We start from the raw sequence: 25,568 nt of genomic DNA on the forward strand, positions 1-25,568 counted from the left end.
ATGTTCGAACGCCTGATCCAGTTTGCCATCGAGCAGCGCATCATCGTGCTGCTCGCCGTTCTGCTCATGGCCGGCCTCGGCATCGCCAGTTATCAGAAACTGCCGATTGATGCCGTGCCCGACATCACCAATGTCCAGGTGCAGATCAACACCGGCGCCGCCGGATTCTCGCCGCTGGAAACCGAGCAGCGCATCACTTTCCCGATTGAAACCGCGATGGCCGGTCTACCGGCGCTGGAGCAGACCCGCTCGCTGTCGCGCTCCGGGCTGTCGCAGGTCACGGTGATCTTCAAGGACGGCACCGACCTGTTCTTCGCTCGCCAACTGGTCAACGAGCGCCTGCAGATCGCCAGGGAGCAATTGCCCGAAGGCGCGGAAGCGCTGATGGGGCCGATTTCCACGGGTCTCGGCGAGATTTTTCTGTGGACGGTGGAGGCGCAGGAAGGCGCGTTGAAGGACGACGGCACAGCCTACACGCCGACCGATCTGCGGGTGATTCAGGACTGGATCATCAAACCGCAATTGCGCAACGTACCGGGGGTGGCGGAGATCAACACCATCGGTGGGTTTGCCAAGGAATATCAGATCGCGCCGGATCCGAAACGCCTTGCTGCGTACAAGCTCACCCTCACCGATCTGATCACTGCGCTTGAGCGCAACAACGCCAACGTTGGCGCCGGTTACATCGAGCGCAGCGGCGAGCAGTTGCTGATCCGCGCACCAGGGCAAGTGGCGAGCACCGAAGACATCGCCAACATCGTCATGGCCAATGTCGATGGCACGCCGATCCGGGTCAAGAATGTCGCCACCGTAGAAATCGGCCGCGAATTGCGCAGCGGCGCAGCCACGGAAAACGGTCGAGAAGTGGTGCTCGGCACCGTGTTCATGTTGATCGGCGAGAACAGCCGCACCGTCTCGCAAGCGGTGGCCAGCAAGCTCGAACAGATCAATAAATCCCTGCCGCAAGGCGTGATCGCCGTGCCGGTGTACGACCGCACGCACCTGGTCGACAAAGCCATCGCCACGGTGAAAAAGAACCTGATCGAAGGCGCGATTCTGGTGATCGCGATTCTGTTCCTGTTCCTCGGCAACATTCGCGCTGCGCTGATTACCGCGATGGTGATTCCGCTGTCGATGCTGTTCACCTTCATCGGCATGTTCAGCAACAAGGTCAGCGCCAACCTGATGAGCCTCGGCGCGCTGGACTTCGGCATTATCGTCGACGGCACGGTGGTGATCGTCGAAAACACCCTGCGCCGGTTGGCACATGCGCAGCAACATCACGGGCGTTTGTTAAGCCGTGCCGAGCGTTTCAAGGAAGTGTTCGCCGCCGCGAAAGAGGCGCGGCGCCCACTGATTTTCGGTCAGTTGATCATCATGGTGGTGTACCTGCCGATCTTCGCCCTGAGTGGCGTCGAAGGGAAAATGTTCCACCCGATGGCGCTCACCGTGGTCATCGCGCTGCTCGGTGCGATGCTGCTGTCGGTGACCTTCGTCCCGGCGGCGATTGCGCTGTTTGTCACCGGCAAGGTCAAGGAAGAAGAGGGCGCGGTCATGCGCGGCGCACGTCGGGTGTATGCGCCGGCGCTGGCCTGGGTCATGGCCCATCGCACGGTTGCGGTGGGCGCGGCGTTGGGCGTGATCGTGCTCAGCGGCGTGCTCACCAGCCGCATGGGCAGCGAGTTTGTGCCGAGCCTCAGTGAAGGGGATTTTGCTCTGCAAGCACTGCGCGTGCCGGGCACCAGCCTGACGCAATCGGTGGACATGCAGCAGCGCCTGGAAACCCTGATCCTGGCCAAAGTGCCGGAGGTTGAACGGGTGTTTGCCCGCACCGGCACGGCGGAAATCGCTTCCGACCCGATGCCGCCGAACATCTCCGACAGCTACGTGATGCTCAAACCCAAGGAGCAATGGCCAGACCCGAACAAGTCCCGCGAAACCCTGATGGCCGAACTGCAAGCTGCAGCCGCGACACTGCCGGGCAGTAACTATGAACTGTCGCAGCCGATCCAGTTGCGCTTCAACGAACTGATTTCCGGCGTGCGCAGCGATGTTGCGGTCAAGGTGTTCGGCGATGACATGGACGTGCTCAACGACACGGCAGCGAAGATCGCGGCGGCAATGCAGAAGGTTAACGGCGCGTCTGAAGTGAAGGTCGAGCAGACCACCGGGTTGCCAGTGCTGACCATCAACATCGACCGCGACAAGGCGGCACGTTACGGGCTCAACGTTGGCGATGTGCAGGACACCATCGCCGTGGCCGTCGGCGGACGGCAGGCTGGCACCTTGTACGAGGGCGATCGGCGTTTCGACATGGTGGTGCGCTTGTCCGATGCCATGCGCAAGGACATCGACGGCTTGTCGGCGCTGCTGATTCCGGTGCCGGCGCTGAGCGGTGCGCCGAACCAGATCGGGTTTATCGCGCTGAAGGACGTCGCCAGCCTCGATCTGGTGCTCGGGCCGAACCAGGTCAGCCGCGAAAACGGCAAGCGCCTGGTGATCGTCAGCGCCAACGTGCGCGGGCGCGATATCGGCTCGTTCGTCAGCGAAGCGAGTGCGGTGATCGAGCGCGAGGTGCAGGTCCCGGTCGGTTACTGGACCCGTTGGGGCGGGCAGTTCGAGCAACTGCAATCGGCGGCCAAGCGCTTGCAGATTGTGGTGCCGGTGGCGCTGCTGCTGGTATTCGGGCTGTTGTTCATGATGTTCAACAATCTGAAGGACGGCTTGCTGGTGTTTACCGGGATTCCGTTTGCGTTGACCGGTGGGGTCATGGCGTTGTGGCTGCGGGATATTCCGTTGTCGATTTCGGCAGGCGTGGGGTTTATCGCGTTGTCCGGGGTGGCGGTGCTCAACGGGCTGGTGATGATCGCGTTCATTCGCAATTTGCGTGAGGAAGGACGGTCGCTGGCCGAGGCGATCAATGTCGGTGCGCTGACGCGGTTACGGCCGGTGTTGATGACGGCGCTGGTGGCGTCGCTGGGTTTCATTCCGATGGCGCTGGCAACCGGCACCGGCGCTGAAGTGCAGCGGCCGCTGGCGACGGTGGTGATCGGCGGGATTCTGTCCTCGACCATTCTCACGCTGCTGATCTTGCCGGCGCTGTACCAGATCGCCCATCGCCGGGATGAGGACGTAGTGCCCATTCGGTAGAACAGCACTACCTTTGTGGCGAGGGGATTTATCCCCGATGGGGCTGCGCAGCAAGCCCGCTTTTTTGGATAAAGAGCGGGGCCGCTGCGCGGCCCATCGGGGATAAATCCCCTCGCCACAAGGTATTTCTCAGGCCTGAGATTTTCTGTGTGGCTGCCGTACTTGCCACATTACGAATCTGTAATTCCCCCGCCACCGTCACGAAAGGTACGCCTTGTTACCTTGATCCCGTCAGTTACTTAAACGAGGAATCAAAAATGAAAATGGTACAAATGGGTGCTTTTGTGGTGGCGTTGGCGATGTCTTCCCTGGTCATGGCTGAAGGTGGCGGCGACCGCACGTTCGACCGGATGATGACCAATAACGACCGTTCCATGGAGCTGTTCGTGGCCAAGGAAAAAGCCGCCGGCAACCCGGTGGTGGTCAATGAAAAAGCCGTCGACAACCGCAAGAGCCTGTAAGCGACAGCACTTGATCAAGCCCGTCATCGCGCATCGATGCTGGGCTTTTTTATGCCTGGATGGGAAGGAAATGGATATGAAAATACGCAAGTTGATCGCGTTCGCCAGCGTCATGGCGATGTCTTCTCTGGTCATGGCCGAAGGCGGCGGTGACCGCACTTTCGAGCGTGCCTTCAGCGCCAACGCCAAAGCCATGGAGCAATACGCCGCCGAGCAGGGCAAAGCGCCGCCGGTGGTCAAGGAATACGAATACGGGATGAAGCTCGACGTGGTGAAAATCGTCAGCGTGGTGAAGCCGCAGCCGGCTTGCTCGGTGGTGCCGACGGCCATGACCTACGAGGACTCGCAAGGACAGCTCAACACCCTCAAGTACAGCGTGGCCGGCGTGTGCCGCAACAGCGGTGGCTAATTAATCCCTATCCCTGTAGGAGCTGCCGAAGGCTGCGATCTGTTGATCTTGGTCTTCAAAGTCAAAAGATCGCAGCCTTCGGCAGCTCCTGCACGGGGCACATTTTCAGTATCACGATCTGTATTTAGATTCGGAATGTTTAAAGGTTGTGTGGGAAAAGCAGAACCTTCCCACAATGTTTTCAGGTTGTCCCTCGGACGTCCGCTCTCTAGCCTGTGTGGGTCGCTGCCAAATCAGCGATCGGGATTGGAACCCCTCGGCTTAACTGAAGCAAATCGCACCGTTCATGACGTATGCTTGCGCACTTTCATGTGTGCACTCCGTTATGGCGGCTGTGCGCGGGAGACTTCGAGTCTGTCGGGTTTTGCTCAGTTGCCCGGGTTCCAACCTGCGTACAGCTGCCACCCTTTCGCGTGGAACCGAAAGGGTCAGCTCCACCGTCAAGCTGAGTAAAACATTATGAAAAAGCCAACACCGAATCCGCCCGAAACAGACACGCCTGCAGACCCCGATCCAACATCCCCCTACGCCGCCATCGACACCCACAAACTCCACGAAGCCGCCGACCGCGCCCTCGACTACTACCTCAAGCCCGCACCGCCCATCATGGCCACACCTTACACCGCCAACGCGCTGTTCCTGGTCAACCCCAACGCCGACACCGAATCCCTGCTGGCCAACGCTTGCGAATCCCTGGCCTCGGCCACGGTGATGCTCGGTGACTTCGCCGCGCTGCTGGAGGGCACGCATCGCAAGACTCTGCTGGGGATTGCGCAGGTGGTCATGCTTGGTGAACTGGCGGTGAACAAGGCACTGGATAACGTCGAACCCACTGCATAAAAAATAGCTTCTGTAGGAGCTGCCGAAGTCTGCGATCTCTTGATCTTTAAAATCAAAGTCCAAAGATCGCAGCCTTCGGCAGCTCCTACAGGATTGTGTTTGAAGACGAAAAAAAGGCGCCCCGTAGGACGCCAAAAAATTCACCTCTGACCAAAGGAGCAAGGAGCTTCTAAAGGTGAATGATGTTGCTCGGGAAACTCAGAGAATCGCCAGCGGGTATTCGACGATCACGCGCACTTCATCCAGGTCCGACTCGAATGCCGTGGCGCGAGTGGTGGCCTGGCGCAGACGCAGCGACAGGTCTTTCATTGAACCGCTCTGCACCACGTATTTGACTTCCACGTCACGCTCCCAGCGTTTCTGGTCGGTCAGCGGATTGCCGTCGGCATCGCGGCGCATGTACACGGCGTTGGCGTTGGAATAATCGGCGTCGGTGCCGCGGGCGTAACGGGTCATGAACGACAGACCGGGTACGCCGTAAGCGGTCATGTCGAGGTCGTAGCGCACCATCCATGAACGTTCCTTCGGCGAGTTGAAGTCGCTGTACTGGATCGAGTTGTCGAGGAAGATCGAGTCGGACTGGCGCAGGTAGTCGAAGTCGTCGTTGCCGTTGTTGCGCTGGTGGGAGAGGGCGACGGAATGGGCGCCGAGTTTGACGCCGATGCGGCCGCTCCAGATGTTGTTGTCGAACTGGCCGAGCAGTTGTTTGCCTTCGTCGACTGCCTTGTAATAGTTCAGACCCCCGAACAGCGACAGGTCGTCCGCCAGCGGATAGGTCCAGGCGGTGCCGGCGTAATACTGGTTCCAGGCGTCCTTGAGGCGGCTGGAGTACAGGCTGAAACTGAGGTTCTTGTTCAGCACATAATCACCACCGCCATAAGCGATCCACGGCGAGTTGACCGGACCGGCGTAAAACGTGGCGAAATTTTCGCGCATGTCGCTGGACACCGGTTGGCTCATCGCATGCAGACGACCACCCTGAATCGACAGACCGTCGATGCTGGTGTTGGTCGCCGTCACGCCGCGAAAGCTTTCCGGCAGCAAGCGTGAGTCACCGGCCGCCACCACCGGGTTGGCCGGAAACACATCCCCGACCTTGATCACCGTGTCGAACGCCCGTACTTTCGCGGCGCCACCGAACTTGGTGTATTCATCCCGCGCCTGGCCGTCACGGTTGACTGGCAGCACATCGAACGAACTGCGCCCGCCGTTGCGCCCATCACCGGTGTCGAGTTTCAAGCCGATCATGGCAAACGCATCGACCCCGACCCCGACGGTGCCTTGGGTAAAACCGGATTCGAACTTGCTGATCACCGCATGCGCCCAAGCCTCGGAATAACCGTTGCCGGTGGGGCTGGACTGGCCATTGCGATGATCACGATTGAAGTAGAAGTTGCGGTTGAGCACGGTCAGGCTGCTGCCTTCGACAAAACCCTCGGGCTTGTCTTCTGCAAACACCATGGACGGCCCTGAGCCGACCACCACCGCTAAAGCGGCCATCGATATTTTTGTAGGGTTAACCATCAAACACTCCTTGGGTTCGGCAGAACGGGAACGTGCGTCGGCGTGGTTTTATTGTTCAGCGGGGCAGGGCCCGCCGGCATTGGTCGCCGGGTCACATCGTTGCAGGCTGCGGATAACACCAAGGTGATGGGGGGATTACAATTTCGTCATGTGGTTATATGGATTGAGTGAACGCCACATAAACCTGTGGGAGCGAGCCTGCTCGCGAAAGCGGAGTGTCAGGCACTGAAGATGGGGATGTGCCGACGCCTTCGTCGGAACGCCGCCCGGATCAGGCTCGCTCCCACAGTGGGTTGAGTGAGTCTGATAGATCACATGAGAGCAGATGTAGCTTTGTATCGTTCGAAGGTATCCAGCAAACCGTGTGATAGAGAGGCATCAGTTTCGGCGGGAAGTATGAGTTTGCCCTTCGTGTCGCCGATCCGTTTTACACGCGTCTTCTTCAAGGTAATTTTGCCTTGGCGTTCTTCGGCTATCGCATCAAGGCCATCCATCAACTCTGAAAAAATATCCCGCTTCATGGTTCGTAGATCTCCACTTGATAGGTGATCCTCAAATTTAACCGCAATTACCTTCTGCAGAATGTCAGCCATTGCTCACCGCTTTGCAGGCAAATTCCTAGAAAGGGGAGAGCGTTATAAGTCAAAAGATCGCAGCCTTCGGCAGCTCCTACAGACCGCATACCATCCCAATGTAGGAGCTGCCGAAGGCTGCGATCTTTTGATGTTGATTCCCGCAAAAACAAAAACGGCACCCGAAGGTGCCGTTTCCGTTTCCAGCCAGCCGAGCAATCAGCCCGCCAGACCCGCCTGCTGAACCAGCGTCAGCAATGGCTGCGGGTACACACCGAGGAAGAACGCAACCACGGCGATGGCCAGCAGCATCACGCCGCCTGCCTTCTGTTCCCAGTGCAGCTGGGCGTCGTGGCGGCGCAGGTTCGGTTCGATCAGGTACAGGGTGACCATCACGCGCAGGTAGTAGAACACGCCGATGGCGCTGCCCAGTACCAGGGAACCGACCAGCCACCATTGGTGCGATTCGACACCGGTGGCGATGATGTAGAACTTGCCGATGAAGCCAGCGGTCAGCGGGATACCGGCCAGGGACAGCATCATCACGGTCAGGACGGCGGTCAGGTACGGACGGCGCCAGAACAGGCCGCGGTATTCGTACAGCGCGTCGGCGTCACGGCCGTTGTACGGCGAGGACATCAGGGTGATCACGCCGAACGCGCCGAGGCTGGTGATCACATAAGTCACCAGATACACGCCGATGGCTTCCACCGCCAGACCCTTGCTCGCCACCAGCGCGATCAGCAGGTAGCCGAAGTGTGCGATGGACGAGTAACCGAGCAGACGCTTGAGGTTGCTTTGGGTCAGGGCCAGCAGGTTACCGAACAGGATCGAGGCGATAGCGATGACGGTCAGTACATCGCTCAGCACGCCACTGCTCGCGGCAGGGGAGATCTGGAACAGACGCACCATCACCGCGAATACGGCAACCTTCGACGCCGTGGCGAGGAACGCGGCCACCGGCGCCGGAGCACCTTCGTACACGTCCGGCGTCCACAGGTGGAACGGTACCAGCGACAGCTTGAACGCCAGACCGATCAGCATCATGCCCAGACCCAGTTGAGCCAGCGAACTCGGCAGGTTGGTGGTAGCCAGGGCCTGACCGATACCGTTGAAGCTCAGGGTGCCGGCGTCAGCGTAGAGCAGGGCCATACCGAACAGCAGGAACGCGGAACCCGCAGCCGACAGCACCATGTACTTGATGCCGGCTTCCAGCGAACGCTTGTTGAAGAAGGCGTAAGCCACCAGACCGTAGACCGGTACCGACAGCAGTTCCAGACCGATGAACAACCCGGCCAGATGCTGCGCGCTGACCAGAACCAGACCACCGGCGGCGGCCATCAGGATCAGCAGGTACAGTTCTTCACGGTTGCCCGGGTAACCCGAGCCGCCATCGCCGAGGTAGGCGTGGGCGAGGGTTACACAGGCGAGGGTGGCGACCAGGATCAGCGCCATGTACAGACAGGCGAAGGTGTCGACTTGCAGCAATGGCGTCACGGCCAGAGGCGCGACTTTCAGGGCTGGCAGGATCGACAGCAGGGCCAGGTTCAGACCGGCGACCGAGATCAGGAAGGTCTGCGAGTGGTTGCGGCGCCAGGCGATTGCCAGCATCACCACGATAATGGTGAGGCTGGTGATCAACAGTGGCGCAAGCGCAATAAAGTGTTGAATCGTGAATTCCATAGCGCTCTTACCGGGCCGAAGCGAGTTGAGTGAAGGCGGTGCCGAGCCACTGCTGCACGCCATGCATCGTGGCGGCGGAAGTGTCGAGGAACGGTTGCGGGTAGACGCCGAGGTAAATCAGCAGCGCCGCAAGGCCCAGCACCATGGTCAGTTCGCGACCGTCCATGCCGTGCAGGATCGAATCCGATTTCGACGGACCGAAGTAGGCACGGTGGATCATGATCAGCGAGTAGACCGAACCGAACACCAGACCGGAGGTGGCAATCGCGGTGATCCATGGCGCACTGGCGAACGTACCGATCAGGATCAGGAACTCGCCGACGAAGTTACCGGTACCCGGCAGACCCAGAGAGGCGGCTGCAAAGAACAGGCTGATCGCCGGCAGATAAGCGATACGCGACCACAGACCGCCCATCTCACGCATGTCCCGAGTGTGCAGACGCTCGTACAGTTGACCGCTGAGGATAAACAGTGCTGCCGCCGACAGACCGTGCGCCAGCATCTGGATCACTGCACCTTGCAGCGCCAGTTGGCTGCCGGAGTAGATGCCGATCAACACGAAGCCCATGTGGGAAACGGAAGAGAAGGCGATCAGACGCTTGATGTCGGTTTGCGCGAACGCGAGGAACGCACCGTAGAAGATCCCGATCAGACCGAGGGTCATGGCGATCGGCGCGAACTCGGCCGAGGCATTCGGGAACAGCGGCAGGGCAAAACGCAGCAGGCCGTAGGCCGCGGTTTTCAGCAGGATACCGGCGAGGTCGACGGAACCGGCAGTCGGCGCCTGGGCGTGGGCATCAGGCAGCCACGAGTGGAACGGTACGACTGGCAGCTTGACCGCGAAGGCGATGAAGAAGCCGAGCATCAGGATGTACTCGGTGGTCATCGACATCTTGGTCTTCAACAGGTCGGCGTAGTTGAAGGTAATCACGCCGGTGTTGTTGAAGTTGACCAGTACCAGACCGAGGATCGCCACCAGCATGATCAGGCCGGAAGCCTGAGTGAAGATGAAGAACTTGGTCGCCGCGTAGATCCGGGTTTTCTTGCCGTCCGAAGAACTGTGACCCCAGAGCGCGATGAGGAAGTACATCGGCACCAGCATCATTTCCCAGAAGAAGAAGAACATGAACAGGTCGAGGGCGAGGAACACGCCGACAACGCCGCCCAGGATCCACATCAGGTTCAGGTGGAAGAAGCCAACGTGACGTTGAATCTCTTTCCACGAGCAGAGTACCGAGAGGATACCCAGCAGACCGGTCAGCAGGATCATCAACAGCGACAGGCCGTCGAGGGCCAGGTGCACGTTGATGCCAAAGCGCTGGATCCAGACGTGCTTGAACTCAAGTGCCCAGGTCGGATCGGCGCCAGGCGCCGGCGCAAATGAATAGTCACCGTGGGCCCACAGCCAGAGGCCGAGGGCGAGTTCCAGGGTCATGGTCAACAGCGCAATCCAGCGGGGGAGGGTAGCGCCGAAGCGCTCACCCATCCAGCACAGCAGGCCGCCGATGAAGGGGATCAGGATTAGCCAAGGCAGAATCATGACGGGCTCGTTTCCTTTCGCAAATTCGCAAGGTTCATATCAGACCGCTACCAGCACGATGGCGCCGATCACCAGCACGGCACCAGCAGCCATCGAGGCGGCATACCAACGCAGTTGACCGGTCTCGGTGCGGCTCAGGGCGGTGTGACCGCCTTTGGCCATACGCGGGATCAGACCGATGGTCTGGTCGAGCGGGTCTCTGCGCAGTACATGGCTGATCGCAAGGTACGGCTTGACGAACAGTTTGTCGTAGATCCAGTCGAAGCCCCAGGCAGCGAACCACCAGGCCGAAAGGAAACGGCCGATGCCGCTGTTGGCGATCGCCGTCACGAAGCGACGCTTGCCGAGGAACAGCAGGGCCGCCAGCAGGATACCGGCCAGAGCGATGGCGCCCGAGGCGATTTCCAGACTGTGCTTGGCTTCGCCACCGGCATGGCCGACGCTTTCCGGCAGTACGCCGTGCAGCGGCGGTACGATCATCGCGCCGACGAAAGTCGACAGCACGATCAGTACCGACAGCGGCAGCCAGTGAGCGATGCCGTGACCGGCGTGGGCCTCGGTCTTGGCTTCACCGTGGAACGTGATGAAGATCAGGCGGAAGGTGTACAGCGACGTCATGAACGCGCCGACCAGACCGGCGTAGAGCAGACCGTGGTTACCGCTGGCGAACGCTTCCCAAAGGATTTCGTCCTTGGAGTAGAAGCCGGCGGTGACCAGTGGCAGGGCGGCCAGTGCAGCACCACCGACGATGAAGCTGGCGTAGGCCAGTGGCAGTTTTTTCCACAGACCGCCCATCTTGAAGATGTTCTGCTCGTGGTGGCAGGCAACGATCACCGCACCGGAAGCAAGGAACAGCAGGGCCTTGAAGAAGGCGTGGGTCATCAGGTGGAAAATCGCGCCATCCCAGGCACCCACGCCCAGCGCCAGGAACATGTAGCCGATCTGGCTCATGGTCGAGTAGGCGAGGATACGTTTGATGTCGGTTTGTACCAGTGCGGCGAAACCTGCGAGAACCAGGGTCACACCACCGACGATGCCGACCAGGTGCAGGATTTCCGGCGCCAGGGTGAACAGGCCGTGGGTACGGGCGATCAGGTAGACACCCGCTGTCACCATGGTCGCGGCGTGGATCAGTGCCGACACCGGGGTCGGGCCGGCCATCGCGTCCGCGAGCCAGGTTTGCAGCGGCAGTTGCGCCGATTTACCGACCGCACCACCCAGCAGCATCAGGGTCGCCAGGGTGATCCAGAAGTCGCCGGCCTGGAATTTCTGCGGTGCCAGCACCAGCAGTTCCTGAATGTTCAACGTGCCCACTTGCTGGAACAGGATGAACAGGCCGATGGCCATGAACACGTCGCCGATCCGGGTCACGATGAAGGCCTTGAGTGCGGCGTTACCGTTGTTGCGGTTGCTGTAGTAGAAACCGATCAACAGGTACGAGCACAGGCCCACGCCTTCCCAGCCGAAGTACAGGAACAACAGGTTATCGCCGAGCACCAGGAACAGCATGCTGGCGATAAACAGGTTGGTGTACGAGAAGAAGCGCGAGTAACCCGCTTCACCGCGCATGTACCAGGACGCGAACAGGTGGATCAGGAAACCCACGCCCACCACCACGCCGAGCATGGTGATCGACAGGCCGTCGATGTAGAGGGCGAAGTCAGGCTTGAAACCTTCGACCGCCATCCACTTCCACAGCACCAGCGTGTAGTGACCGCCCTCGGGTGGCGCGACGTTGAATTGCCAGATGACGTAGGCGGCAACAATCGCCGACAAGCCAATGGAGCCCACGCCGATCAGCGCCGAGAGGTTTTCCGACCAGCGTCCACGGGAGAACGACAGCAGCAGGAAACCGATCAGAGGGAATACAAAAGTCAGAAAGATTAGGTTCATCCGCGCATCTCACTGGCAGCGTCGATATCGAGCGTGTGGAAGCGGCGATACAGTTGCAGCAGGATCGCCAGGCCAATACTGGCTTCGGCGGCTGCCAGGCTGATCACCAGGATGAACATGATCTGTCCATCCGGTTGCGCCCAGCGGGCGCCAGCGACGATGAAGGCCAGGGCAGAGGCGTTCATCATCACTTCCAGACTCATCAACACGAACAAAATGTTGCGGCGGACCATCAGGCCGACCAGACCAAGGCAGAACAGGATGCCGGCAACGGCCAATCCATGCTCGAGAGGGATAGCAGGCATGTCTTACTCCTTCGCCTCGTTACGGCCCAAATGGAACGCCGTGACGGCTGCGGCGAGCAGCAGCATCGAGGCGAGTTCGACCACCAGCAGATACGGGCCGAACAGGCTGACGCCCACGGCTTTTGCATCGACGGTGGTGTGGCCGATGGCCTGACCGCTCTGGTGAGCGAACAGCACATACAGCAGTTCGGCCAGCAGCAGGGCGGCGAGAATCACCGGTCCTGCCCAGATGCCGGGCTTGAGCCAGCTACGTTCCTGCTGAACCGAGGCGGGGCCCAGGTTCAGCATCATCACCACGAACACGAACAGCACCATGATGGCGCCGGCGTAGGCGATCACTTCCAGCACGCCGGCGAACGGTGCGCCGAGTGCAAAGAAGGTCATGGCCACGGCGATCAACGAGATGATCAGGTAGAGCAGGGCGTGCACAGGGTTGGTGTTGGTGACCACACGTAGCGTGGACACAACCGCGATACCCGATGCGAAATAGAAAGCGAATTCCATCGTTCTTCCTTAAGGCAGCAAGCTCTTCACGTTGATCGGTTCAGCTTCGTTCTGCGCGGAGCCTTTCGGCTTGCCAGCGATTGCCATACCTGCAACACGATAGAAGTTGTAATCAGGGTTTTTGCCGGGGCCGGAGATCAAAAGATCTTCTTTCTCGTACACCAGGTCCTGACGTTTGAACTCGGCCATCTCGAAATCCGGGGTCAGCTGGATCGCGGTGGTCGGACAGGCTTCCTCGCAGAGACCGCAGAAAATGCAGCGCGAGAAGTTGATACGGAAGAAGTCCGGGTACCAGCGACCGTCTTCGGTTTCAGCTTTCTGCAGCGAGATGCAACCAACCGGGCAAGCCACGGCGCACAGGTTGCAGGCTACGCAACGTTCTTCGCCATCGGGGTCGCGGGTCAGGACGATGCGACCACGGTAGCGTGGTGGCAGGTAGACCGGCTCTTCCGGGTATTGCAGGGTGTCGCGCTTGCGAAAGCCATGGCCGAAGACCATGACCAGGCTGCGCAACTGGGTACCGGTACCCTTAACGATGTCGCCAATATATTTGAACATGGGTCAAATCCTCACTGAACCGCAACCGCAGGTGTGTTCCACAACACAACCGCAGCGGTTATCAGCAAATTGATCAGGGTCAGTGGCAGGCAGAATTTCCAGCTGAAATCCATCACCTGGTCATAACGCGGACGCGGGATGGATGCGCGCAGCAGGATGAACAGCATGATGAAGAACGCGGTCTTCAGTGCGAACCAGACGAAGGACAGTTGCGGCAGGATGCCGAACGGACCGTGCCAGCCACCGAAGAACAGGGTGACCAGCAGCGCCGAGATCAGGATGATGCCGATGTATTCACCGACGAAGAACATGCCCCATTTCATACCGGCGTATTCAATGTGGTAACCGTCGGCCAGTTCCTGTTCCGCTTCCGGCTGGTCGAACGGGTGACGGTGAGTCACGGCGACGCCAGCGATGAAGAAAGTACAGAAGCCGAAGAACTGCGGAATGATGAACCACAGGTTCTGCGCCTGGTACTCGACGATGTCGCGCATGTTGAACGAGCCGACCTGCACCACGATGCCCATCAGGGCCAGGCCCATGAACACTTCGTAGGACACGGTCTGCGCCGAGGCACGCAAGCTGCCGAGCAGGGCGAACTTGTTGTTGCTCGACCAGCCGGCGAACAGCACCGCGTAGACCGACAGACCGGCCATGGCGAAGAAGAACAGCAGGCCGATGTTCAGATCCGCGACGCCCCAGGTCGGGGTGATCGGGATGATCGCGAAGGCGATCAGCAGGGCGGACATGGCCACCACCGGTGCCAGGGTAAAGATCACCTTGTCGGCAAACGGCGGGGTCCAGTCTTCCTTGAAGAACATCTTCAGCATGTCGGCGGCGATCTGGAACATGCCGAACGGGCCAACGCGGTTCGGACCGTAACGGTCCTGCCACCAGCCCAGCAGGCGACGTTCGACAAAGCTGAGCAACGCGCCGGCGACCACAACGGCCAGCAGAATCACGATGGCTTTGACGACCGTCAGGATCACATCGATCACTTCAGGGGTGAACCAGGTCATTGCGCTGCCTCCTGCAGACCGTCGACGGACAGGCCGGCGAATGCCGGTGGAATGCCGGCGATGCCCGCAGGCAAGGCCACCAGACCAGCGCCCAGTTCTTCATTGATGCGCAGCGGCAGACGCAGGGTCTGGCCGGCCACGTTCAGGCTCAGCAGGGCACCGTCGTTGACGCCCAGGCGGTCCGCTTCGGATTTGGCCAGCGCCACGTATGGAGCCGGGATGCGTTCCTGTACCGGTGCGGCTTTCGACGAGTTTTCGTCGCTGCCGAACAGGTGGTAGAACGGCACGGCCTGCCAGGTGCCCGGCGCCGGGTTGAATGCGCGCGGAGCAGCAGCGAACCAGTTCAGCGAATCACCGGTGCTTTCGATCAGGCGGGTGCCCGGGTCGCCAGCACGCAGGTGACCACCGACTTCGTCCTGGAACTTGTTCCAGGCTTGCGGCGAGTTCCAGCCCGGCGACCAGGCGAATGGCACCTGCTGACGCGGTTCGGCCGAGCCCGAGTAGCCTTCCATGGAGAAGGCGAACGCGGTGTCTTTGTCTTGCGGGGTGCGCGGTTCGTGAACGCTGATGTCGGCGCGCATCGCGGTGCGACCGGAATAACGCAGCGGCTCACGCGCCAGTTTCAGACCCTTGATGCGGAACGCGGCAGACGGCGCGGCATCGACGATACGCGCCAGTTGCTCGGTGCTCGACGCCACGGCAGCGGTGACGTGGTCGAGTTGCGTCCAGTCGATCGGCTGGTTCAGCAGGGTCGAGCGCAGGGCGTGCAGCCAGCGCCAGCCTTCGTGAACCAGGATGCTCGCATCCATGTATTGCGGATCGAAAACCTGGAAGAAGCGCTGGGCGCGGCCTTCCTGGCTGACCAGCGTACCGTCGCCTTCAGCGAAGCTAGCGGCTGGCAGGACCAGTTGCGCGCGATCGGTGGTGGCGGTTTTCTGGTGGTCGGCAACGATCACTACTTTCGCAGCGTTCAGCGCGGCATCGACCTTGGCTTTCGAGGTGCGGGTGTACAGATCGTTTTCCAGCACGACGATGGCGTCGGCCTTGCCATCGATCACGGCTTGCAGCGCCGCGTCGACCGATTCGCCACCGAGCATGGCCAGGCCGAGGCTGTTGGCTTCCGGCACGATCAGGCTGATCGAACCATTCTTCTCGCGCAGCTTCAGGGCTTTGGCGATGTTCGCCGCGGCTTCGATCAAGGCTTTGGAACCCAGCGAAGTACCGGCGATGATCAGCGGACGCTTGGCGGCGAGCAGGGCGTCGGCGATGCGCTTGGCCAGTTCAAGGGCTTCGGCGTCCAGACCTTCAACGGCCGGGGCGCTGGCGTCCAGCACGTGAGCCACGGCGAAACCGAGGCGTGCCAGGTCATCCGGAGCGGCGTGAACGCATTCTTCGGCGATGTCGTCGAGCTTGGTTTCGGCCAGGCTGGCGATGAACAGCGGGTTCAGTTCGTGCTGACCGATGTTCTTCACCGCAGCGTCGAGCCATGGCTGCACGCGCATGGCTTCGGCCATGTCTTCGGCCTTGCCTTTGACCGACTGACGCAGGGCCAGCGCCATACGGGCGGCGGTCTGGGTCAGGTCTTCACCAAGGACGAACACGGCGTCGTGGTCTTCGATGTCACGCATGTTCGGCACGGGCAACGGGCTGTCTTTGAGCACTTGCAGGACCAGGCGGATGCGTTCCAGTTCGGAGGCTTCGATACCGGAGTAGAAGTGCTCGGCACCGACCAGCTCACGCAGCGCGTAGTTGCTTTCGAGGCTGGCACGCGGCGAACCGATACCGACGATGTTGCGCCCGCGCAGCAGGTCAGCGGCTTTATCCAGCGCAGCGTCGACGCTCAGCTTGGTGCCGTCGGCCAGCAGCGGCTGACGTGGACGATCAGTGCGGTTGACGTAGCCATAACCGAAACGGCCACGGTCGCACAGGAAATACTGGTTCACCGAACCGTTGAAACGGTTTTCGATGCGACGCAGTTCGCCGTAACGCTCGCCCGGGGAGATGTTGCACCCGCTGGAGCAGCCATGGCAGATGCTCGGCGAGAACTGCATGTCCCATTTACGGTTGTAGCGCTCGGAGTGCGTCTTGTCGGTGAACACACCGGTCGGGCAGACCTCGGTGAGGTTGCCGGAGAACTCGCTTTCGAGGGTGCCGTCTTCAACGCGACCGAAGTACACGTTGTCGTGGGCGCCGAATACACCGAGGTCGGTGCCGCCGGCGTAATCCTTGTAGAAACGCACGCAGCGGTAGCAAGCGATGCAGCGGTTCATTTCGTGGGAAATGAACGGGCCCAGTTGCTGGTTCTGGTGGGTGCGTTTGGTGAAGCGGTAACGGCGCTCGTTGTGGCCGGTCATCACCGTCATGTCTTGCAGGTGGCAGTGACCGCCTTCCTCGCACACTGGGCAGTCGTGCGGGTGGTTGGTCATCAGCCATTCGACAACACTGGCGCGGAACGCCTTGGATTCTTCATCGTCGATGGAGATCCAGGTGTTGTCGGTGGCAGGGGTCATGCAGGACATAACGATGCGACCACGGGTGTCGTTCTCGTCGGTGTACTGCTTGACTGCGCACTGGCGGCAGGCCCCGACGCTACCAAGCGCGGGGTGCCAGCAGAAATAAGGGATGTCGAGGCCCAGCGACAGACATGCCTGTAACAGGTTGTCTGCCCCGTCGACTTCGAGCGCTTTGCCGTCTACGTGGATAGTGGCCATGGTTCAAAGGTCTTCGTTGGCCCGGTGTCAGCGGGCGTGGCTAATGGAATCTTGTTATCCGTCCGAATCCAGTCAGCCCCGAAAGGCGTCATCGGACGAAAGGCGAAGGGCACGAACCCTTCGCCTTTTTAAGCGTTTACGCGCCGACTACGATCGGCCTTGCCAGAGGCGGGACGGCGGCGCTTGCAGGCGCAATACCGGCTTCGAACTCTGGACGGAAGTATTTGATGGCACTGCCCAACGGCTCCACGGCACCCGGTGCGTGAGCACAGAAGGTCTTGCCTGGGCCGAGGAAGCCGACCAGACCCAGCAGGGTCTCGATGTCGCCTGGCTGACCGCGACCTTCTTCGATGGCCATCAAGAGCTTGACGCTCCATGGCAAGCCATCACGGCACGGGGTGCAGAAACCGCAGGATTCGCGAGCGAAGAACTGCTCCATGTTGCGCAGCAGGGAGACCATGTTGACGCTGTCGTCCACCGCCATCGCCAGGCCGGTACCCATCCGGGTGCCCACTTTGGCGATGCCGCCGGCGTACATTTGTGCGTCGAGGTGTTCTGGCAACAGGAAACCGGTACCGGCGCCACCTGGCTGCCAGGCCTTGAGCTTGTAACCGTCGCGCATGCCCCCGGCGTAGTCTTCGAACAGTTCGCGGCCGGTAACGCCGAACGGCAGTTCCCACAGGCCCGGATTCTTCACCTTGCCGGAGAAACCCATGAGCTTGGTGCCCATGTCTTCGCTGCCTTCGCGGGCCAACGATTTGTACCAGTCAACGCCGTCGGCAATGATTGCCGGCACGTTGCACAGGGTTTCGACGTTGTTCACGCAGGTCGGCTTGCCCCACACGCCGACAGCGGCAGGGAAGGGCGGCTTGGAGCGCGGGTTGGCGCGGCGGCCTTCGAGGGAGTTGATCAGTGCGGTTTCTTCACCGCAGATGTAACGCCCGGCGCCGGTGTGGACGAACAGTTCGAAATCGAAGCCGCTGCCCAGAATGTTCTTGCCCAGCAGGCCTGCAGCCTTGGCTTCTTCCACGGCACGGTTGAGGTGCTTGGCGGCGGTGGTGTACTCGCCACGCAGGAAGATGTAGCCACGGTAGGTTTTCAGTGCGCGGGCACTGATCAGCATGCCTTCGATCAGCAGATGGGGCAGTTGCTCCATCAGCATGCGGTCTTTCCAGGTGTTCGGCTCCATCTCGTCCGCGTTGCACAGCAGGTAGCGGATGTTGATGGATTCGTCCTTGGGCATCAGGCCCCACTTCACGCCAGTGGGGAAGCCCGCACCGCCGCGACCTTTGAGGCCGGCGTCTTTCACGGTCTGGACGATGTCGTCCTGGGCCATGTCGGCGAAGGCTTTGCGCGCGGCGGCGTAGCCGTTCTTGGCCTGGTATTCGTCGAGCCATACGGCTTCGCCGTCGTCACGCAGGCGCCAGGTCAGCGGGTGAGTCTCGGCCGAACGCTTGATGCGGTTGGCAGGACCGAAAGATGTCAGGGTCATACGTAGCCCTCGAGCAGTTTGGCCACGCCGGCAGGCTGCACGTCGCCAAAGGTGTCGTCGTCGATCATCAGCGCCGGTGCCTTGTCGCAGTTGCCGAGGCAGCAGACCGGCAGCAGGGTGAAACGACCGTCGGCGGTGGTCTGACCCAGGCCGATGCCCAGATTGTTCTGGATCTCGCTGACCACCGACTCGTGGCCGCCGATGTAGCAGACCATGCTGTCGCAGACGCGAATGATGTGGCGGCCGACCGGCTGACGGAAGATCTGGCTGTAGAACGTCGCCACGCCTTCAACGTCGCTGGCCGGGATGCCGAGGATCTCGCCGATCGCGTACAGGGCGCCATCCGGCACCCAGCCGCGTTCCTTCTGAACGATCTTCAGGGCTTCGATCGACGCCGCGCGCGGGTCTTCGTAGTGATGCAGCTCGTGCTCGATGGCCGAGCGCTCGGTTTCACTCAAGGTGAAACGGTCTGTCTGGATAAGCGTGCTGTTCATGCTTAGCGGTCCACGTCGGCCATAACGAAGTCGATACTACCCAGGTACGCAATCAAGTCCGCGACCATGCTGCCTTTGATCACCGAAGGGATCTGTTGCAGATGCGCGAAGCTCGGAGTACGGATCCGGGTACGGTAGCTCATGGTGCCGCCGTCGCTCGTCAGGTAATAACTGTTGATGCCCTTGGTCGCTTCGATCATCTGGAAGGATTCGTTGGCCGGCATGACCGGGCCCCACGAAACCTGCAGGAAGTGCGTGATCAGGGTTTCGATGTGCTGCAGCGTGCGCTCTTTCGGCGGCGGCGTGGTCAGCGGGTGATCCGCCTTGTACGGGCCTTCCGGCATGTTGCGCAGGCACTGATCGATGATCTTGACGCTCTGGCGCATCTCTTCGACGCGCACCATGCAGCGGTCGTAGGCATCGCCGTTGGCAGCCAGCGGCACTTCGAACTCGAAGTTCTCGTAGCCGGAGTATGGACGTGCTTTACGCAGGTCGAAGTCGCAACCGGTGGAACGCAGGCCGGCACCGGTGACGCCCCATTCCAGCGCCTCTTTGGTGTTGTACTGGGCAACGCCGATGGTACGACCCTTGAGAATGCTGTTCTGCAGGGCGGCCTTGGTGTATTCGTCGAGGCGCTTCGGCAGCCATTCAACGAAGTCTTTCACCAGTTTTTCCCAGCCGCGTGGCAGGTCGTGGGCGACGCCGCCGATGCGGTACCAGGCCGGGTGCAGACGGAAACCGGTGATGGCTTCGATCACCGTGTACGCCTTCTGGCGGTCGGTGAAGGTGAAGAACACCGGAGTCATGGCGCCGACGTCCTGGATGTAGGTACCGAGGAACAGCAGGTGGCTGGTGATCCGGAAGAACTCGGCCATCATGATGCGGATGACGTCGACCTTCTCTGGCACCTTGATGCCGGCCAGCTTCTCGACCGAGAGCACGTACGGCAGGTTGTTCATCACGCCGCCGAGGTAGTCGATACGGTCGGTGTACGGAATGAAGCTGTGCCAGGACTGACGCTCGGCCATCTTCTCGGCGCCACGGTGGTGGTAACCGATGTCCGGCACGCAGTCGACGATCTCTTCACCGTCCAGCTGCAGAATGATGCGGAACGCACCGTGCGCCGAAGGGTGGTTCGGACCCAGGTTGAGGAACATGTAGTCCTCGTTGGCCCCGGAACGCTTCATGCCCCAGTCTTCAGGACGGAAGCGCGCGGCTTCTTCCTCAAGCTGCTGCTTGGCGAGGTTGAGGCTGAACGGATCGAATTCGGTGGCGCGCGCCGGGAAGTCCTTGCGCAGCGGGTGACCTTCCCAGGTCGGCGGCATCATGATGCGCGACAGGTGCGGGTGGCCTTTGAAGTCGATGCCGTACATGTCCCAGACTTCACGCTCGTACCAGTTGGCGTTCGGCCAGATGCTGGTGACGGTCGGCAAGCTCAGGTCGCTTTCGGACAAGGCGACTTTGATCATCACGTCACTATTACGCTCAAGCGACATGAGGTGATAGAACACGGTGAAGTCGGCGCCCGATGGCAGCCCCTGACGCTTGGTGCGCAGACGCTCGTCCACGCCGTGCAGGTCATAGAGCATGACGTACGGCTTGGGCAGGTTGCGCAGGAAGGTCAGGACTTCGACGAGTCTGGCGCGCGCCACCCACAGCACCGGCATGCCGGTGCGGGTCGACTGAGCGGTGAACGCTTCGGCGCCAAAACGGTTGTTCAATTCGACGACCACATCCTGGTCGTCTGCCTTATAAGGCGGGATGTACAGAGCGCTGCCTGTAGTCATGGTTATTTTTTCGCTTTCGGTCAACGTAAAGAATGAAGCCAGCTTCTCGTTTCTTTGAAACAGACTGGATCAGACTTCGTCAGGGCTGCGCAGGTTGGTGACTGCGATTCGCTGTTCGCGGCGCTGTTCCTTCTGCGAAGGCATGTCGGCGCGATAGACGCCTTGGTCGCCAACGACCCAGGAAAGCGGACGACGCTCCTGTCCGATCGATTCCTGCAACAGCATCAAGCCTTGAAGGAATGCTTCCGGACGAGGCGGGCAGCCAGGTACGTAGACGTCCACGGGCAGGAACTTGTCCACCCCTTGAACCACGGAGTAGATGTCGTACATGCCACCGGAGTTGGCGCACGAACCCATGGAGATCACCCACTTCGGTTCGAGCATCTGCTCGTAGAGACGCTGAATGATCGGCGCCATCTTGATGAAGCAGGTACCGGCGATAACCATGAAGTCGGCCTGACGCGGTGATGCCCGGATAACTTCGGCGCCAAAGCGCGCGATGTCGTGGGGCGCCGTGAAGGCGGTGGTCATTTCCACGTAGCAGCACGAAAGGCCGAAGTTGTACGGCCACAGGGAGTTTTTACGCCCCCAGTTGACCGCGCCACTCAGCACGTCTTCGAGCTTGCCCATGAAAATGTTTTTGTGGACTTGATCCTCTAACGGATCGGAAACGGTTTCCCGTTCGCCGATCGGATACTGCTCGTTAGGAGCATCGGGGTCGATTCTGGTGAGATTGTATTGCATTGCCAAAGCCTCATTGTTTCAGCTTCGCCTGCCGCTTGCGACGAGCTTCCGGAGCCCAGTCAAGGGCGCCCACTCGGAACAGGTAGACAAGACCTGCCAACAGAATTGCTATGAAAACGAGAGCTTCGACGAATCCGGTCCAGCCGCTTTCGCGGACGGACACAGACCATGCAAAGAGAAAGAGGGCTTCGATATCGAAGATCACGAACAGCATCGCGACCAGATAGAATTTGGCTGAGAGCCGCAAGCGGGCGCCACCTGTAGGTAGCATGCCGGACTCGAACGGTTCGTTTTTGCTGCGGCCCCAGGCTTTTGACCCGAGGAGGCTGGAGACGCCAAGCATGAAGGCGCACAGGCCGACGACACCCAGAAGGAAAATGGCAAAGCCCCAGTTGTGGGCCATGAGTCCTGTCGCTTCGGGCATGCTGGTAATCCTTAACAGAGAGCAAAGGTCTCTGAGCTTGATAAAGAAATAGGCAGTGACGATATGTCGCAGCAATCAATCGCGCTGATTTTATGGCTAAACACCCGGCAAGTAAAATTCCTATAGCGAAATTATTTATTGGAATAAGGACATAGCGTACCTCCGGTGCCCTGTAGCCCTTGCAGTGCGGGCATTAGCCAGGTTTTGGCGAATTATGTTTTGTGGGAAATGTAACGAACATAGTTGCTGCTAAATGATAATTGATATCGTTTGCACTGGTTTTGTAACTGTTTAGCGGTGCAGTAAACAGAAAGTTGTCTTATATGCCTGTTACTGCAAGTAGCGGTGGCGAGCGTTTTAGCTGATTTTTGTGTCGTCTATACCGCTCTGGGTCAATGTTTTGTCTCGGGGGCTGAAGACGAAACCTGTGGGAGTGAGCCTGCTCGCGAATGCGGTGGGTCAGTCGCCGCATGTGCAGGCGACACTACGCTTTCGCGAGCAGGCTCGCTCCCACAAGGGTCGTTGCAGGATCTACCCTTTGTAGGAGCTGCCGAAGGCTGCGATCTTTTGGCTTTGCTTTTTAAAGACAAGATCAAAAGATCGCAGCCTGCGGCAGTTCCTGCAGGGCGGTGGAATTCTGCGGGCAAAAAAACGCCCCGAACCAGTCGGGGCGTCAGTCTTGCGGCTTTGCGGTTAGCTTTTTATACGATCCGCAAAGGCCGTTTGCTCAGCGAAGCCGAATCAGTGGAACTGTTCTTCTTCGGTCGAACCGGTCAGCGCGGTGACCGAGGACGTGCCGCCCTGGATTACGGTGGTCATGTCGTCGAAGTAGCCGGTGCCCACTTCCTGCTGGTGAGCCACGAAGGTGTAACCCTTGGCGGCGTCAGCGAATTCCTGCTCCTGCAGCTTCACGTAGGCAGTCATGTCGTTGCGGGCGTAGTCGTGCGCCAGGTTGAACATGCTGTGCCACATGTTGTGAATGCCGGCCAGGGTGATGAACTGGTGCTTGTAGCCCATCGCGGACAGTTCGCGCTGGAACTTGGCGATGGTTGCGTCGTCCAGGTTTTTCTTCCAGTTGAAGGAAGGCGAGCAGTTGTACGACAGGATCTGGTCCGGGTATTCCTTTTTGATCGCTTCGGCGAAGCGACGGGCTTCTTCCAGGTCCGGCTTGGCGGTTTCGCACCAGATCAGGTCGGCGTACGGTGCGTAGGCCAGGCCACGGGCGATGGCCTGGTCCAGACCGGCGCGAACCTTGTAGAAACCTTCCTGGGTACGGGTGCCAGTCACGAACGGCTGGTCGTACGGGTCGCAGTCGGAAGTCAGCAGGTCGGCAGCGTTGGCGTCGGTACGGGCCAGGATGATGGTCGGTACACCAGCAACGTCGGCAGCCAGACGAGCAGCGGTCAGCTTCTGTACGGCTTCCTGGGTCGGAACCAGCACCTTGCCGCCCATGTGGCCGCACTTCTTCACGGAAGCCAGCTGGTCTTCGAAGTGCACGCCGGCGGCGCCTGCTTCGATCATGCTCTTCATCAGTTCGTAGGCGTTCAGTACGCCGCCGAAACCGGCTTCGGCGTCAGCCACGATTGGCGCGAAGTAGTCGATGTAGCCTTCGTCACCCGGGTTCTTGCCGGCTTTCCATTGGATCTGGTCGGCACGACGGAACGAGTTGTTGATGCGCTTGACCACGGTTGGCACCGAGTCCACCGGGTACAGCGACTGGTCCGGGTACATCGATTCTGCGGAGTTGTTGTCCGCAGCCACCTGCCAGCCCGACAGGTAGATCGCCTGGATGCCGGCCTTGACCTGCTGAACAGCCTGGCCGCCGGTGAGGGCGCCCATGCAGTTGACGAAATCTTTCTCTGGGCGGAAGGACGGCTTGGCACCCTGGGTCACCAGGTTCCACAGCTTCTCGGCGCCCATTTTTGCAAAGGTGTGCTCAGGTTGAACCGAGCCACGCAGACGGACGACGTCAGCAGCGGAGTAAGTGCGAGTCACGCCTTTCCAGCGCGGGTTTTCAGCCCAGTCTTTTTCAAGGGCTGCAATTTGCTGTTCGCGTGTCAGTGCCATGGAGATAAACCTCGTCGCGTCTTTATGAAAAGTTGTTCTGCGGTGGAAAATTCCTGCGCTCGCTGACCAGAAGCTTAGGCGGTCAGGTCGGGTTCGGCGGGGTAGGCGACGGGATGAACGATGGGCTCGAGGGGAAGTGAGCAGGTAGTGGCGGACTGCGTGCGCATTCGGGCGTCGTGGGCCTTTATACGTTCTACAGCGTGAAGCCGGGTTACCTAATTACGCTTCCGTCCCTCGGGACAACTTCGTTCCAGTCGGCAACCTCGTCAAACACACCTTGTGGGCGGTACAGACACGAAGCGGTTCGCGGGGTAGGTGCGGACGTCACTTCGAAGGCCCTTGCCAGGGCCTCTGATTAGCGGGAGCGAGGCCATCATGCCTTCGCTTTTTTGGCTCGTCAAACGTTTTGTAGTGCTTTTTTTCAAGCACTACATCTTTCGTCTAATACGACTAATCAGTCAGTTTTCGGTGCTTTAGTCCAGAGAGTCGACTTTGACCCGCAAGGTCATGTCATCCCGGCCTTGAGTCGAGTAGCTGCGGGTCAGCCCCTGTTTGTCGGCCTGAGTCTGGCGATTCACCCCGGCGAGAGTGATCCATTCGCCCAGGCGTCCGCTGACTGTTGTGTCGGTACTTTGCACGTTCACTACATCGGGACGTTCCTGGCTCATGCGGTCACGGTTGGTACTGATTGCCAGGTGAACGATGTCGCCGGTAACGCTCGCGGTCACGTAGAAACCCTGGGTGACGTTGCGGTATTGCGTCTGGCTGCTGTAATCGCCGTAGGAGTTGGTCTGGCTGCTGGTGATCGGCACACTTTGACCGACTTGAATCAGCGCCGGCATGCCGTCGGTGGCTTGCACCTGCTGCACGCCGCCATCACGGCTGGCGGTGCTGCGGCTGATGATGCGGGTCTGGTTCGGCTGGGCGCCGTTGACCGAGTAGCCTTCATCGCCACGGTCGTTGTTTTCATTGGTATCGACCGTGATCAGCAGGCGTTTGGGCGCAGTGTCGAGTTGACTGATCAGCGCCTTGAGTTCCTGGATCTTGTCCGGCTCGGCCTTGATGATCAGTTGATTGCCATAGGCGCTGACCTGACCGTCCTTGCCGATGAAGTCCTGCGCCATCGGCAGCATATCGGCACTGGTGCGGTAATTGAGGGGCACGATTTCTGTGGCTGCCATCACCGAAAAACTGCAGCCGAGCAGCAGGGTGGTGAGCAGGGTGCGTAGGGACATGTCCGTTATCTCCGCTTTCGAAAGGCTTGATATTGCCAGTTTGTCGGCCCGGGGTGGGGCAAGTTGAATCGTAGACAGCAAAACGCCCCGGCATCCGAAAATGGCGGGGCGTTTTGAGTGGGCGCTCAAGGGCCTTTGTGGTGAGGGGATTTATCC

20 protein-coding genes and 1 pseudogene are annotated in these 25,568 nt (G+C 60.1%); 4 read left to right on the forward strand and 17 right to left on the reverse strand.

The window, feature by feature from the left end:
- The 4 genes from AC193Q_RS03140 to AC193Q_RS03155 all read left to right on the forward strand — a co-directional run bounded on the left by AC193Q_RS03140 (position 1) and on the right by AC193Q_RS03155 (position 4,860).
- Positions 1 to 3,150 (forward strand): CusA/CzcA family heavy metal efflux RND transporter, encoded by a 3,150-nt coding sequence (locus AC193Q_RS03140; protein WP_121184781.1) that lies wholly within the window; start codon positions 1 to 3, stop codon positions 3,148 to 3,150.
- A gap of 257 nt (positions 3,151 to 3,407) precedes the next feature.
- On the forward strand, positions 3,408 to 3,611 hold the full coding sequence (locus tag AC193Q_RS03145) for a co-regulatory protein PtrA N-terminal domain-containing protein (RefSeq protein WP_121184783.1): 204 nt from the start codon (positions 3,408 to 3,410) through the stop codon (positions 3,609 to 3,611).
- 76 nt (positions 3,612 to 3,687) lie between these two features.
- Positions 3,688 to 4,020, forward strand: a complete 333-nt coding sequence (locus AC193Q_RS03150) for a DUF2790 domain-containing protein (RefSeq protein WP_041073199.1) — start codon at positions 3,688 to 3,690, stop codon at positions 4,018 to 4,020.
- 459 nt (positions 4,021 to 4,479) lie between these two features.
- Positions 4,480 to 4,860: a DUF6124 family protein gene (locus AC193Q_RS03155; RefSeq protein ID WP_239779123.1), complete on the forward strand. Its 381-nt coding sequence runs from the start codon at positions 4,480 to 4,482 to the stop codon at positions 4,858 to 4,860.
- Between the two features lie 198 nt (positions 4,861 to 5,058).
- Here the strand turns inward: AC193Q_RS03155 and AC193Q_RS03160 are convergent, their stop codons facing one another.
- The 17 genes and pseudogenes from AC193Q_RS03160 to AC193Q_RS03240 form a co-directional block, all read right to left on the reverse strand.
- Complete coding sequence (locus AC193Q_RS03160; protein ID WP_121184785.1) at positions 5,059 to 6,384, reverse strand: OprD family porin; 1,326 nt, start codon at positions 6,382 to 6,384, stop codon at positions 5,059 to 5,061.
- Positions 6,385 to 6,809: 425 nt separating this feature from the next.
- Positions 6,810 to 6,905 (reverse strand): annotated as a pseudogene (locus AC193Q_RS03165) (transcriptional regulator); the annotation flags it as partial.
- Positions 6,906 to 7,175: 270 nt separating this feature from the next.
- Complete coding sequence (nuoN, locus tag AC193Q_RS03170; RefSeq protein ID WP_095666947.1) at positions 7,176 to 8,639, reverse strand: NADH-quinone oxidoreductase subunit NuoN; 1,464 nt, start codon at positions 8,637 to 8,639, stop codon at positions 7,176 to 7,178.
- A 7-nt stretch (positions 8,640 to 8,646) separates the two neighbouring features.
- Positions 8,647 to 10,179: an NADH-quinone oxidoreductase subunit M gene (gene nuoM / locus AC193Q_RS03175; RefSeq protein WP_027614661.1), complete on the reverse strand. Its 1,533-nt coding sequence runs from the start codon at positions 10,177 to 10,179 to the stop codon at positions 8,647 to 8,649.
- Between the two features lie 39 nt (positions 10,180 to 10,218).
- Positions 10,219 to 12,072 carry an NADH-quinone oxidoreductase subunit L gene (gene nuoL, locus AC193Q_RS03180; protein ID WP_095666946.1) on the reverse strand — a complete coding sequence of 618 codons (1,854 nt, stop codon included), beginning with the start codon at positions 12,070 to 12,072 and terminating at the stop codon, positions 10,219 to 10,221.
- Positions 12,069 to 12,377 (reverse strand): NADH-quinone oxidoreductase subunit NuoK, encoded by a 309-nt coding sequence (nuoK, locus tag AC193Q_RS03185; RefSeq protein WP_003180046.1) that lies wholly within the window; start codon positions 12,375 to 12,377, stop codon positions 12,069 to 12,071. The genes nuoL and nuoK overlap by 4 nt, the downstream gene beginning before the upstream one ends.
- Before the next feature lie 3 nt (positions 12,378 to 12,380).
- Positions 12,381 to 12,881 (reverse strand): NADH-quinone oxidoreductase subunit J, encoded by a 501-nt coding sequence (gene nuoJ / locus AC193Q_RS03190; RefSeq protein ID WP_041073216.1) that lies wholly within the window; start codon positions 12,879 to 12,881, stop codon positions 12,381 to 12,383.
- Between the two features lie 9 nt (positions 12,882 to 12,890).
- Entirely contained in the window at positions 12,891 to 13,439 is a 549-nt protein-coding gene (gene nuoI, locus AC193Q_RS03195) for an NADH-quinone oxidoreductase subunit NuoI (protein ID WP_003223795.1), read from the reverse strand.
- An 11-nt stretch (positions 13,440 to 13,450) separates the two neighbouring features.
- Positions 13,451 to 14,458, reverse strand: coding sequence for an NADH-quinone oxidoreductase subunit NuoH (nuoH, locus tag AC193Q_RS03200; protein WP_047291723.1), 1,008 nt, complete (start codon positions 14,456 to 14,458; stop codon positions 13,451 to 13,453).
- Complete coding sequence (gene nuoG / locus AC193Q_RS03205; RefSeq protein ID WP_121184787.1) at positions 14,455 to 17,169, reverse strand: NADH-quinone oxidoreductase subunit NuoG; 2,715 nt, start codon at positions 17,167 to 17,169, stop codon at positions 14,455 to 14,457. The genes nuoH and nuoG overlap by 4 nt, the downstream gene beginning before the upstream one ends.
- 136 nt (positions 17,170 to 17,305) lie before the next feature.
- On the reverse strand, positions 17,306 to 18,661 hold the full coding sequence (gene nuoF / locus AC193Q_RS03210) for an NADH-quinone oxidoreductase subunit NuoF (RefSeq protein ID WP_027614663.1): 1,356 nt from the start codon (positions 18,659 to 18,661) through the stop codon (positions 17,306 to 17,308).
- Complete coding sequence (nuoE, locus tag AC193Q_RS03215) at positions 18,658 to 19,155, reverse strand: NADH-quinone oxidoreductase subunit NuoE (RefSeq protein ID WP_003223804.1); 498 nt, start codon at positions 19,153 to 19,155, stop codon at positions 18,658 to 18,660. Before nuoE ends, nuoF begins: the two co-directional genes overlap by 4 nt.
- A gap of 2 nt (positions 19,156 to 19,157) precedes the next feature.
- Complete coding sequence (gene nuoC / locus AC193Q_RS03220; RefSeq protein WP_041073225.1) at positions 19,158 to 20,942, reverse strand: NADH-quinone oxidoreductase subunit C/D; 1,785 nt, start codon at positions 20,940 to 20,942, stop codon at positions 19,158 to 19,160.
- A gap of 69 nt (positions 20,943 to 21,011) precedes the next feature.
- Complete coding sequence (locus AC193Q_RS03225; protein ID WP_003223809.1) at positions 21,012 to 21,686, reverse strand: NuoB/complex I 20 kDa subunit family protein; 675 nt, start codon at positions 21,684 to 21,686, stop codon at positions 21,012 to 21,014.
- A 10-nt stretch (positions 21,687 to 21,696) separates the two neighbouring features.
- The gene (locus AC193Q_RS03230) at positions 21,697 to 22,110 is read right to left on the reverse strand and encodes an NADH-quinone oxidoreductase subunit A (RefSeq protein WP_003223812.1); all 414 of its coding nucleotides are present in this window, start codon (positions 22,108 to 22,110) and stop codon (positions 21,697 to 21,699) included.
- 741 nt (positions 22,111 to 22,851) lie between these two features.
- Positions 22,852 to 24,177, reverse strand: coding sequence for an isocitrate lyase (gene aceA / locus AC193Q_RS03235; protein ID WP_041073228.1), 1,326 nt, complete (start codon positions 24,175 to 24,177; stop codon positions 22,852 to 22,854).
- A gap of 473 nt (positions 24,178 to 24,650) precedes the next feature.
- Positions 24,651 to 25,412 (reverse strand): secretin N-terminal domain-containing protein, encoded by a 762-nt coding sequence (locus AC193Q_RS03240; protein WP_047291730.1) that lies wholly within the window; start codon positions 25,410 to 25,412, stop codon positions 24,651 to 24,653.
- Between the last annotated feature and the right edge of the window lie 156 nt (positions 25,413 to 25,568).

The sequence above is a fragment of the Pseudomonas sp. F2 genome (assembly GCF_057174385.1).

Bases quoted from the DNA above. Each gene is read 5' to 3' on its own strand.
- AC193Q_RS03140 (WP_121184781.1), top strand. From the start codon at position 1: ATGTTCGAACGCCTGATCCAGTTTGCCATCGAGCAGCGCATCATCGTG.
- AC193Q_RS03145 (WP_121184783.1), top strand. From the start codon at position 3,408: ATGAAAATGGTACAAATGGGTGCTTTTGTGGTGGCGTTGGCGATGTCT.
- AC193Q_RS03150 (WP_041073199.1), top strand. From the start codon at position 3,688: ATGAAAATACGCAAGTTGATCGCGTTCGCCAGCGTCATGGCGATGTCT.
- AC193Q_RS03155 (WP_239779123.1), top strand. From the start codon at position 4,480: ATGAAAAAGCCAACACCGAATCCGCCCGAAACAGACACGCCTGCAGAC.
- AC193Q_RS03160 (WP_121184785.1), bottom strand. From the start codon at position 6,384: ATGGTTAACCCTACAAAAATATCGATGGCCGCTTTAGCGGTGGTGGTC.
- nuoN (WP_095666947.1), bottom strand. From the start codon at position 8,639: ATGGAATTCACGATTCAACACTTTATTGCGCTTGCGCCACTGTTGATC.
- nuoM (WP_027614661.1), bottom strand. From the start codon at position 10,179: ATGATTCTGCCTTGGCTAATCCTGATCCCCTTCATCGGCGGCCTGCTG.
- nuoL (WP_095666946.1), bottom strand. From the start codon at position 12,072: ATGAACCTAATCTTTCTGACTTTTGTATTCCCTCTGATCGGTTTCCTG.
- nuoK (WP_003180046.1), bottom strand. From the start codon at position 12,377: ATGCCTGCTATCCCTCTCGAGCATGGATTGGCCGTTGCCGGCATCCTG.
- nuoJ (WP_041073216.1), bottom strand. From the start codon at position 12,881: ATGGAATTCGCTTTCTATTTCGCATCGGGTATCGCGGTTGTGTCCACG.
- nuoI (WP_003223795.1), bottom strand. From the start codon at position 13,439: ATGTTCAAATATATTGGCGACATCGTTAAGGGTACCGGTACCCAGTTG.
- nuoH (WP_047291723.1), bottom strand. From the start codon at position 14,458: ATGACCTGGTTCACCCCTGAAGTGATCGATGTGATCCTGACGGTCGTC.
- nuoG (WP_121184787.1), bottom strand. From the start codon at position 17,169: ATGGCCACTATCCACGTAGACGGCAAAGCGCTCGAAGTCGACGGGGCA.
- nuoF (WP_027614663.1), bottom strand. From the start codon at position 18,661: ATGACCCTGACATCTTTCGGTCCTGCCAACCGCATCAAGCGTTCGGCC.
- nuoE (WP_003223804.1), bottom strand. From the start codon at position 19,155: ATGAACAGCACGCTTATCCAGACAGACCGTTTCACCTTGAGTGAAACC.
- nuoC (WP_041073225.1), bottom strand. From the start codon at position 20,942: ATGACTACAGGCAGCGCTCTGTACATCCCGCCTTATAAGGCAGACGAC.
- AC193Q_RS03225 (WP_003223809.1), bottom strand. From the start codon at position 21,686: ATGCAATACAATCTCACCAGAATCGACCCCGATGCTCCTAACGAGCAG.
- AC193Q_RS03230 (WP_003223812.1), bottom strand. From the start codon at position 22,110: ATGCCCGAAGCGACAGGACTCATGGCCCACAACTGGGGCTTTGCCATT.
- aceA (WP_041073228.1), bottom strand. From the start codon at position 24,177: ATGGCACTGACACGCGAACAGCAAATTGCAGCCCTTGAAAAAGACTGG.
- AC193Q_RS03240 (WP_047291730.1), bottom strand. From the start codon at position 25,412: ATGTCCCTACGCACCCTGCTCACCACCCTGCTGCTCGGCTGCAGTTTT.